Annotated in this window: 11 protein-coding genes; all 11 read left to right on the top strand. The window is 38.7% G+C overall.

What is annotated here, in order from left to right:
* Positions 1-161: 161 nt before the first annotated feature.
* On the top strand, positions 162-950 hold the full coding sequence (locus tag A1D25_RS01660) for a D-hexose-6-phosphate mutarotase (protein WP_157393987.1): 789 nt from the start codon (positions 162-164) through the stop codon (positions 948-950).
* Between the two features lie 58 nt (positions 951-1,008).
* Complete coding sequence (hemE, locus tag A1D25_RS01655; protein ID WP_157393986.1) at positions 1,009-2,085, top strand: uroporphyrinogen decarboxylase; 1,077 nt, start codon at positions 1,009-1,011, stop codon at positions 2,083-2,085.
* Between the two features lie 36 nt (positions 2,086-2,121).
* Positions 2,122-2,712, top strand: coding sequence for a YjaG family protein (locus tag A1D25_RS01650; protein ID WP_157393985.1), 591 nt, complete (start codon positions 2,122-2,124; stop codon positions 2,710-2,712).
* A gap of 116 nt (positions 2,713-2,828) precedes the next feature.
* Positions 2,829-3,101 carry an HU family DNA-binding protein gene (locus A1D25_RS01645; protein WP_157393984.1) on the top strand — a complete coding sequence of 91 codons (273 nt, stop codon included), beginning with the start codon at positions 2,829-2,831 and terminating at the stop codon, positions 3,099-3,101.
* A 122-nt stretch (positions 3,102-3,223) separates the two neighbouring features.
* Positions 3,224-4,306 (top strand): peptide chain release factor 1, encoded by a 1,083-nt coding sequence (gene prfA / locus A1D25_RS01640; protein ID WP_157393983.1) that lies wholly within the window; start codon positions 3,224-3,226, stop codon positions 4,304-4,306.
* An 8-nt stretch (positions 4,307-4,314) separates the two neighbouring features.
* The gene (gene prmC / locus A1D25_RS01635) at positions 4,315-5,181 is read left to right on the top strand and encodes a peptide chain release factor N(5)-glutamine methyltransferase (protein WP_157393982.1); all 867 of its coding nucleotides are present in this window, start codon (positions 4,315-4,317) and stop codon (positions 5,179-5,181) included.
* On the top strand, positions 5,169-6,017 hold the full coding sequence (locus A1D25_RS01630; protein ID WP_157393981.1) for a SirB1 family protein: 849 nt from the start codon (positions 5,169-5,171) through the stop codon (positions 6,015-6,017). The genes prmC and A1D25_RS01630 overlap by 13 nt, the downstream gene beginning before the upstream one ends.
* Before the next feature lie 19 nt (positions 6,018-6,036).
* Entirely contained in the window at positions 6,037-6,312 is a 276-nt protein-coding gene (locus tag A1D25_RS01625) for a type II toxin-antitoxin system Phd/YefM family antitoxin (protein WP_157393980.1), read from the top strand.
* A complete protein-coding gene (locus A1D25_RS01620) occupies positions 6,302-6,577 on the top strand; it encodes a type II toxin-antitoxin system RelE family toxin (RefSeq protein WP_157393979.1) in 276 nt (91 codons plus the stop codon). The genes A1D25_RS01625 and A1D25_RS01620 overlap by 11 nt, the downstream gene beginning before the upstream one ends.
* A 9-nt stretch (positions 6,578-6,586) precedes the next feature.
* Positions 6,587-7,441 (top strand): 3-deoxy-8-phosphooctulonate synthase, encoded by an 855-nt coding sequence (gene kdsA, locus A1D25_RS01615; protein ID WP_157393978.1) that lies wholly within the window; start codon positions 6,587-6,589, stop codon positions 7,439-7,441.
* Between the two features lie 164 nt (positions 7,442-7,605).
* Positions 7,606-8,553 carry a 2-hydroxyacid dehydrogenase gene (locus tag A1D25_RS01610; protein WP_157393977.1) on the top strand — a complete coding sequence of 316 codons (948 nt, stop codon included), beginning with the start codon at positions 7,606-7,608 and terminating at the stop codon, positions 8,551-8,553.
* Positions 8,554-8,557: the final 4 nt, after the last annotated feature.

The following is an 8,557-nucleotide window of genomic DNA, read 5'->3' as shown; positions in this document are numbered from 1 at the left end:
GTTTGTCATCAGTCTGAACAATTTATTGTTTTTACAAACGAATATTTGAAGAGTGTCTCTTCCTAAAAAAGTTTCCCCTCTTTAGTAAAGAGGGGTTTAGGAGAGATTTGAAAAATATTTTTGCAAAAAAGAGCAATATCTCACCGCTTAAGGAGAAAACAATGAGCCAATCATTTCCGCCCGATATCAATGTTGTAACCTATAATCAAATTCCCGTTGTTGAAGTAAATCACCCTAAATGTCGAGCGAAAATTTCGCTACAAGGGGCGCAGCTATTTAGCTGGCAGCCCGAACATTGTAAACAAGATGTATTATGGCTCAGTGAGATTGAACCTTTTGTGGAGGGTAATGCAATTCGTGGTGGTATTCCGATTTGTTACCCTTGGTTTGGTGGAGTGAAACAACCTGCTCACGGTTTTGCTCGTTTGCGATTTTGGGCATTGAGCCAATATCAAATCACAGATGATGGTGTTGAGTTACTTTTCAAGCTCGATAATGATGCTCAAATTAAGATGCGACTAAATGAAACTTGCACCCTAACTTTTACTCATTTCGCTGATGAACCTGCTCAACTTGCACTACATAGTTATTTTAATGTGGCAGATATTGAGCAGGTGGCGGTGTTTAATTTGCCTGATAATTGCTTTAATTCTTTGACACAGCAACAACAAGCGGTCAGTTCGCCACGAAAAATTACCGAAAATGTTGATGAAATCTATTCAGCCGAAAAATCCCCGAGTGTCATTGCAGATCAAGATAATCATCGTGAAATCAGTGTTGAACATATCAATGCTTCACAAATTGTCGTATGGAATCCTTGGCATAAAGCAACTAGTTCAATGAGTGAACAAGGTTATCGGACAATGTTATGTATTGAAACAGCCCGAATTAGTTCACTTTTAGCCAAAAACGAGCAAGTTAGCGTGAAGATCAGCGTAAAATCAAACTAATTTATGCTATTATCTGCCCCGTTTGCCAAATGGGGCATTTAATTTTTGAGAGAAAGCTATGACAGAATTAAAAAATGATCGTTATTTAAGAGCATTATTGCGTGAACCCGTAGATATGACACCCGTCTGGATGATGCGTCAAGCAGGGCGTTATCTTCCAGAATATAAAGCAACTCGTGCCCAAGCTGGGGATTTTATGTCGCTCTGCCGTAATGCAGATTTAGCTTGTGAAGTGACGCTACAACCTTTACGCCGATATGATCTTGATGCGGCTATTCTGTTTTCCGATATTTTAACCATTCCTGATGCAATGGGCTTAGGGTTAAGTTTTGGTGCGGGTGAAGGGCCGAAATTTGCTCGTCCTATCCAAACTAAAGCTGATGTAGATAACCTACCCATTCCTGATCCTGAAGGTGAATTACAATATGTAATGAACGCTGTGCGAACTATTCGCCGAGAGTTAAAAGGCGAAGTACCGTTGATTGGTTTTTCAGGTAGCCCTTGGACACTGGCAACTTATATGGTTGAAGGTGGATCGTCAAAGGCCTTCACTAAAATTAAAAAAATGCTATATAGCGAACCAAAGGTTTTACACGCTTTACTAAATAAATTAGCCGATAGCGTAACGCTTTACCTGAATGCTCAAATTAAGGCAGGGGCTCAATCTGTAATGATTTTTGATACTTGGGGAGGCGTATTGGCTCATCGTGAGTATCCACAATTCTCATTGCAATATATGCACAAAATTGTCGATGGGTTAATTCGTGAGAATGAAGGACGAAAAGTACCTGTTACTCTCTTTACTAAAGGTGGCGGACTATGGTTAGAAGCGATTGCGGATACTGGTTGTGATGCTGTTGGTTTAGATTGGACGGTTGATATTGCTGATGCTAGAGCAAGAGTAGGACATAAAGTTGCTTTACAAGGTAATATGGATCCGAGTGTGCTATATGCCCCAGCAGAGCGTATTGAACAAGAAGTTAGTGATATTTTAGCAGGTTTTGGTAATGGTTCAGGACATATCTTTAATCTTGGACACGGTATCCACCAAGATGTACCAGAAGAAAGCCCGAAAATATTTGTTGATGCGATCCACCGTTTATCTCAGCCTTATCACCAACAAGGTAATGAGTAAGCCCAACAACTAGCAAATAATTTAAGGAATATAACGATGCGAAATCCTATTCATAAACGTATGGAACGCTTTGAAACTTGGCAACATTTAACTTTTATGGCGTGTCTATGTGAGCGAATGTTGCCGAATTTTGAGCTTTTTTGTGATGTTAGCAAGCGGTCAGATCAGGCTAAAATTTTCCAAAATATTCTTAATTTAGTTTGGGAACATCTTACTGTTAAAGGGGCGAAGATTAACTTTGAAAATCAATTAGAGAAACTTGAAGAGATCATTCCCGATGTTAATCAATTTGATTTTTATGGTGTTTTGCCCGCAGAAGATGCTTGCGAAGGGTTATCTGAGTTGCTACACGCTATCATCGCAGGGGAAACATTAGAACAAGCGATTAAATTGAGCCAGCTTTCATTATCTACCGTTGCGACTTATGTAGAAATGCAACAAGAGCGAGAATTAAATGAGCAAGAGCTAAAAAATACCCCTGAAATCCAAGAAGAATTAGACGTACAGTGGCAAATTTATCGTTTGTTAAATGAATGTGAAGAACGAGATGTTGAGCTGATTTTAGCCCTTAAAAATGAGATACGAACGAGCGGAATTAGTAACATTGGGTTAAAATTTAATCAATAAATGTGATAAGACTAACAATTTTAAGATTATTTGCTTTGAGAATAATTAACTTTGGATTAAGCTATTACAGCATTCACGCAATTTTATTAAACTAAATCTTTTAGAGGATAATTATTATGAACAAAACTGAGTTAATCGATGCAATCGCAGCAGGTGCAGAGTTAAGCAAGAAAGATGCAAAAGCAGCACTAGAAGCAACATTAAATGCGATTTCTGATAGCCTTAAAAAAGGTGATGCAGTACAACTTATCGGTTTCGGTACTTTCAAAGTAAATCACCGTAAAGCTCGTACAGGTCGTAACCCAAAAACTAACGAAGCGATTGAAATCCCAGCAGCTAATGTACCAGCGTTCGTTGCAGGTAAAGGATTAAAAGATTTAGTAAAATAATTTAACTGAATTTGAGAATAAGCCTAGAGAATATCTAGGCTTTTTGCGTTTATTAGACTTGATTTTTCCGCTACAATATCGCCAATTTTTACCATTCAACGAAAGAAGACAAAAATAAGACAATGAAACCATCTATTATCAGTAAATTAGAAAGCCTTAGCGAACGCCACGAAGAGTTACAAGCCTTATTAGGCGACCCTTCTGTTATCAATGATCAAGAAAAATTTCGAGCTTATTCTAAAGAGTATTCACAATTAGAAGAAGTCGTTGGCACATTTAATCGTTGGAACAAATTACATAGCGATATTGAAGAAGCCCAAATTCTACTTGATGACCCAGATATGAAAGAGATGGCTCAGGAAGAGATTGCCGAAAATAAAGCGGAAATTGAACAGCTTGAACAGCAATTACAAATTTTACTTCTACCAAAAGATCCGAATGATGAATATAACGCGTTCCTTGAGATTCGTGCAGGAACAGGTGGCGATGAAGCGGGTATTTTTGCCGGTGATTTATATCGTATGTACAGTCGTTATTGTGAAGGCAAACGTTGGCGTATTGAAGAGCTATCTGCTAACGAAAGTGAGCAAGGGGGCTATAAAGAAATCATCGTGAAAATTAGCGGTGAAGGCGTTTACGGGCAGCTCAAATTTGAATCGGGCGGGCATCGAGTTCAACGTGTACCAAAGACAGAATCACAAGGGCGTATTCATACTTCAGCTTGTACCGTTGCAGTAATGCCAGAATTGCCAGAGTCTGAGCTACCTGAAATTAACCCAGCAGATTTGCGTATAGATACTTATCGTTCATCGGGTGCAGGTGGTCAGCACGTTAATACAACCGATTCAGCGGTGCGAATTACCCACATTCCAACAGGCATTGTTGTGGAATGTCAAGACGAGCGTTCGCAACATAAAAATAAAGCGAAGGCTCTAGCAGTATTAGCATCTCGTATTGTGCAAGTTGAAAAAGAGAAACAAGCACAGGAGCAAGCAGATACTCGCCGTAACTTACTTGGCTCAGGCGACCGTTCGGATAAAATTCGTACTTATAACTATCCACAAGGGCGTGTTACTGATCACCGCATCAATCTCACCGTTTACCGTTTAGATGAAGTGATGAACGGTAAAATTGATGAGTTAATTCAGCCAATTATTACGGAATACCAAGCGGATCAGTTAGCAGCATTGTCGGAGCAATCTTAATAACTAAAATGAATTACCAACAATGGCTCAAATTCGCCGAACAGACTTTGCTTGAGAATATGGATCAAGATCCTTTTCTCAATGCGAAAGTTGATGCGAATTTACTGTTACAAGCGGTAACAAAACGTTCTAAATCTGCAATTTTTGCTTTTTCGGAAACAGTGCTAAATGATGTTGAGCTAAAAAAATTAGCGGAATTACTTACTCGCCGAGCTAAAGGGGAACCTATGGCATATATTTTAGGCGAAAAAGAGTTTTGGTCATTACCGCTAAAAGTATCAACGGCGACTTTAATTCCCCGCCCAGATACCGAGCGATTGGTTGAAATTGCGTTGGAGCAAGCTCACAAGCGGGCAGATTTACATAAAAATTTGCAAATTTTGGATTTAGGCACAGGCACAGGAGCGATTGCTTTAGCACTAGCCAATGAGCTACCGAATGCAAGTATTATTGGGATTGATAAACAGCCAGATGCGGTAATTCTGGCGGAACAAAATCGCCAACAATTAGCTTTATCTAATGTGAAATTTTTCGTTAGCGATTGGTTTCAAATCTTGCAAAATCAGCAATTTGACCTTATTGTGAGTAATCCCCCTTATATTGATGCTAACGATGAAAATTTAACGAAAGGGGACGTGCGGTTTGAACCGTTATCCGCATTAGTAGCAGAGCAAAATGGTTTAGCGGATTTGCAAAAAATTATCGAAAACGCACCGCTTTATTTGCACAAAAATGGGGTGCTAGTACTCGAACACGGTTGGCAACAAGCCAGTGCAGTACAAGCACTATTTAAACAATATCAATGGGATAACCCACAAACCGCACAAGATTATGGCGGTAATGATCGAGTAACTTGGGCAGTATGGACGAAATAATTAACATATCAACTTTTACCAAAAAGCAACGTACTGAATTACAACGTTTTTTATATCGTGAGCTAATTCGATTAAGTACGCTAGTAGATGATAATCTGACTGAACCACAAATTTATGGTTTGATGTCAGCATTAGTCAAAAAAGCAAAATATCAAGTTAATGCAGAAGGCGATCTTCCACGCATTCAGCAATTACTCAATTTTATGTATGGCGAACAAGGTTTTCATTGCCATCATCAAGAGTATTTTTACACCGATAATTTACAGATAGACAAAGTGCTACGCCGTAAACGTGGAATGCCAGTATCATTGGGGGCTGTATTATTGCACCTAGCATCTGTATTGGATTTACCACTTTATCCTGTTAATTTTCCAACGCAATTAGTTGTACGAGCAGAAATTACCACCGAAACAGGACGTAAAGAAACCCATTTTATTAACCCTTGGGACGGTTCTTTTTTAACTCGAGAAAAAATGGAAAAATGGTTAGAAGGAGAAATGGGATTTGGCACAGAGCTAAGCCGAGATTTTTTACGAATTGCCGAAGCTGACGAAATGTTAGAGCGGTTAGAAACGGTCTTTAAAATGGCACTAAGCCGAGAAGGTCGCTATGAAGATACTTTGCGTATTATTGAGTACCGCTTAATATTTCAGCCTGAAGATCCTTATGAAATTCGGGATCGTGGAATGGTCTTGGCGAGTATGGATTGTTATCAAGCAGCTTATGATGATCTTAGTTATTTTATCGATCAATGCCCCGATGATCCGTCTGCAATGATGTTAAAACTGGAAATTGCAGGGCTAGAAAAACAGAGTAAAGCCAGTATGGTGCATTAAATTTTACGAGGAGAATAAAATGGTTAATCAAATATTTAGCCACTATACAGCAAGTATTAGCGATTTTCAGCAAGATCCACTGGCAGTTATTGAAGATGCTAATGGTGAAACTATTGCGGTACTAGATCATAATAAACCTGCTTTTTATTGTATTCCAACTCCTCTTTATGAACAGCTACTTGAAATGCTAGAAGATCAGAAATGGCTTAAAATTGCACAGGAACGTTCAACAGAGCCTACGATAAAAATCTCTATTGAAGAGTTGCGTGAAAGAGTGAAAGCCAATGCGATATGAATTAGCATTTACTGAAAAAGCATTGAAAGAATTTGATAAATTATCTCCTGTGATTGCAGAACAGTTTTTAACAAAATTAGAGAAAGTATTGGAAAATCCACACATTCCCAAAAATAAACTGTTTGGTAGCAAAAATAAGGATCTATACAAAATAAAACTACGTTCTGCGGGTTTCCGACTTATTTATGAAGTGAATGATAATCGCATTGTGGTTACGGTTATTTCTGTTGGGCGTAGAGATACCATTTACCAGAATTTTATTTAAGGAAAAAAGATGACAAATAAAACAATCTCTCTTGGCAATGTACATATTGCAAATGATAAACCTTTCGTACTTTTTGGGGGAATGAACGTATTAGAAAGCCGTGATATGGCGATGCAAGTTTGCGAAAAATACGTTGAAGTTACCCAAAAATTAGGTGTGCCTTATGTCTTTAAAGCCTCTTTTGATAAGGCAAATCGCTCATCTATTCACTCTTACCGTGGGCCGGGAATGGAACAAGGCTTAAAGATTTTCCAAGAGTTAAAAGAAACATTTGGTGTTAAAATTATTACGGACGTACACGAAATTTATCAATGTCAGCCTGTTGCTGAAGTTGTGGATATTATTCAGCTCCCTGCATTTCTTGCTCGTCAAACTGACTTAGTTGAAGCAATGGCTCGCACTGGTGCGGTTATCAATGTGAAAAAACCACAATTTTTAAGCCCGGGGCAGATGGGAAATATTGTTGAGAAGATTGAAGAGTGTGGCAATGATAAAGTCATTTTATGTGATCGCGGAACAAACTTTGGTTACGATAATTTGGTTGTCGATATGCTTGGCTTTAGTATTATGAAAAAAGTATCAAAAGGTTGTCCTGTGATCTTTGATGTAACACACTCTTTACAATGTCGAGATCCTTTCGGTGCAGCATCGGGCGGTCGCCGTTCACAAGTTACTGAGCTTGCTCGTTCAGGATTAGCAGTGGGATTAGCAGGATTATTCTTAGAGGCACACCCAAACCCAAATCAAGCAAAATGTGATGGCCCATCAGCATTACCACTTTCTGCTTTAGAAGGTTTTGTTAGCCAAATGAAAGCGGTAGATGATTTAGTAAAATCTTTCCCTGAATTAGATACATCAAATTAAAGGATAACGGTTAGCTTTGTCGCTAACCGTTTTTTATTACAAATGATGTGAACAAAGGTTGCATTATTTCAAAACTAACAAGGCTTTTGTAAATTTTTTGTTAAAAGTAACCGCTTGTTATATAGTCGAAGATATTCATACAATAACAAACAAAGGAGTTAATGATGTTGAACATTGTTTTTTTAGATAGAACAGGCGTGCCAGCAAGCCACGATATTCCACGCCCAAGTTTTCCACATAATTGGGTTGAATATGATCGCACTTCAGCAGATGAAACTTATGAACGAGCTAAAGATGCAGATATTGTTGTTACGAGTAAAGTAGTTTTTAATCGTGAGCTTTTAGCAAAATTACCAAAATTAAAATTGATTGCGATAACAGCAACAGGAACTAACAATATTGATTTAGTTGCCGCAAAAGAGCTGGGTATTGCGGTTAAAAATGTAACGGGATATTCATCGGTGACAGTGCCTGAACACGTTTTAGGAATGATCTTCGCCCTTAAACATAGTTTGGTTGGCTATCATCGAGATCAAATCACTTCAGACCGTTGGGCAACCTGTGGGCAATTCTGCTATACCGATTACCCGATTACAGATGTGCGTGGGGCAACATTGGGCGTTTTTGGTAAAGGGTGCTTAGGTACAGAAGTGGGGCGTTTAGCACAACTACTAGGAATGAATGTGCTTTATGCAGAACATAAAGGTGCTACAACCATTCGTGAAGGTTATACCGCATTTGAAGATGTTTTAAAACAAGCCGATATTGTTACGCTACATTGTCCATTAACTGAAACGACACAGAATTTAATCAATGCGGATACATTAGCGTTAATGAAACCAAGTGCTTATTTAATCAATACTGGACGTGGCCCTTTAGTTGATGAAACTGCTTTATTACACGCCCTTGAGAATGGAGTGATTGCAGGGGCTGCATTAGATGTATTAGTTAAAGAACCGCCTGAGAAAGACAACCCACTTATCCAAGCAGCAAAACGTTTACCTAATTTATTGATTACTCCACATATTGCGTGGGCAAGTGATTCCGCCGTAACCACCTTAGTCAATAAAGTCGCTCAAAATATTGAAGAATTTGTCGCAACGGGAAAATAGGAGA

Origin of the sequence: Ursidibacter arcticus (genome assembly GCF_009761375.1) — a bacterium.
Classification (GTDB): domain Bacteria; phylum Pseudomonadota; class Gammaproteobacteria; order Enterobacterales; family Pasteurellaceae; genus Ursidibacter; species Ursidibacter arcticus.
Note: the sequence above shows the minus strand (reverse complement) of the source record. Positions and strands in the feature narration are given on the sequence as shown.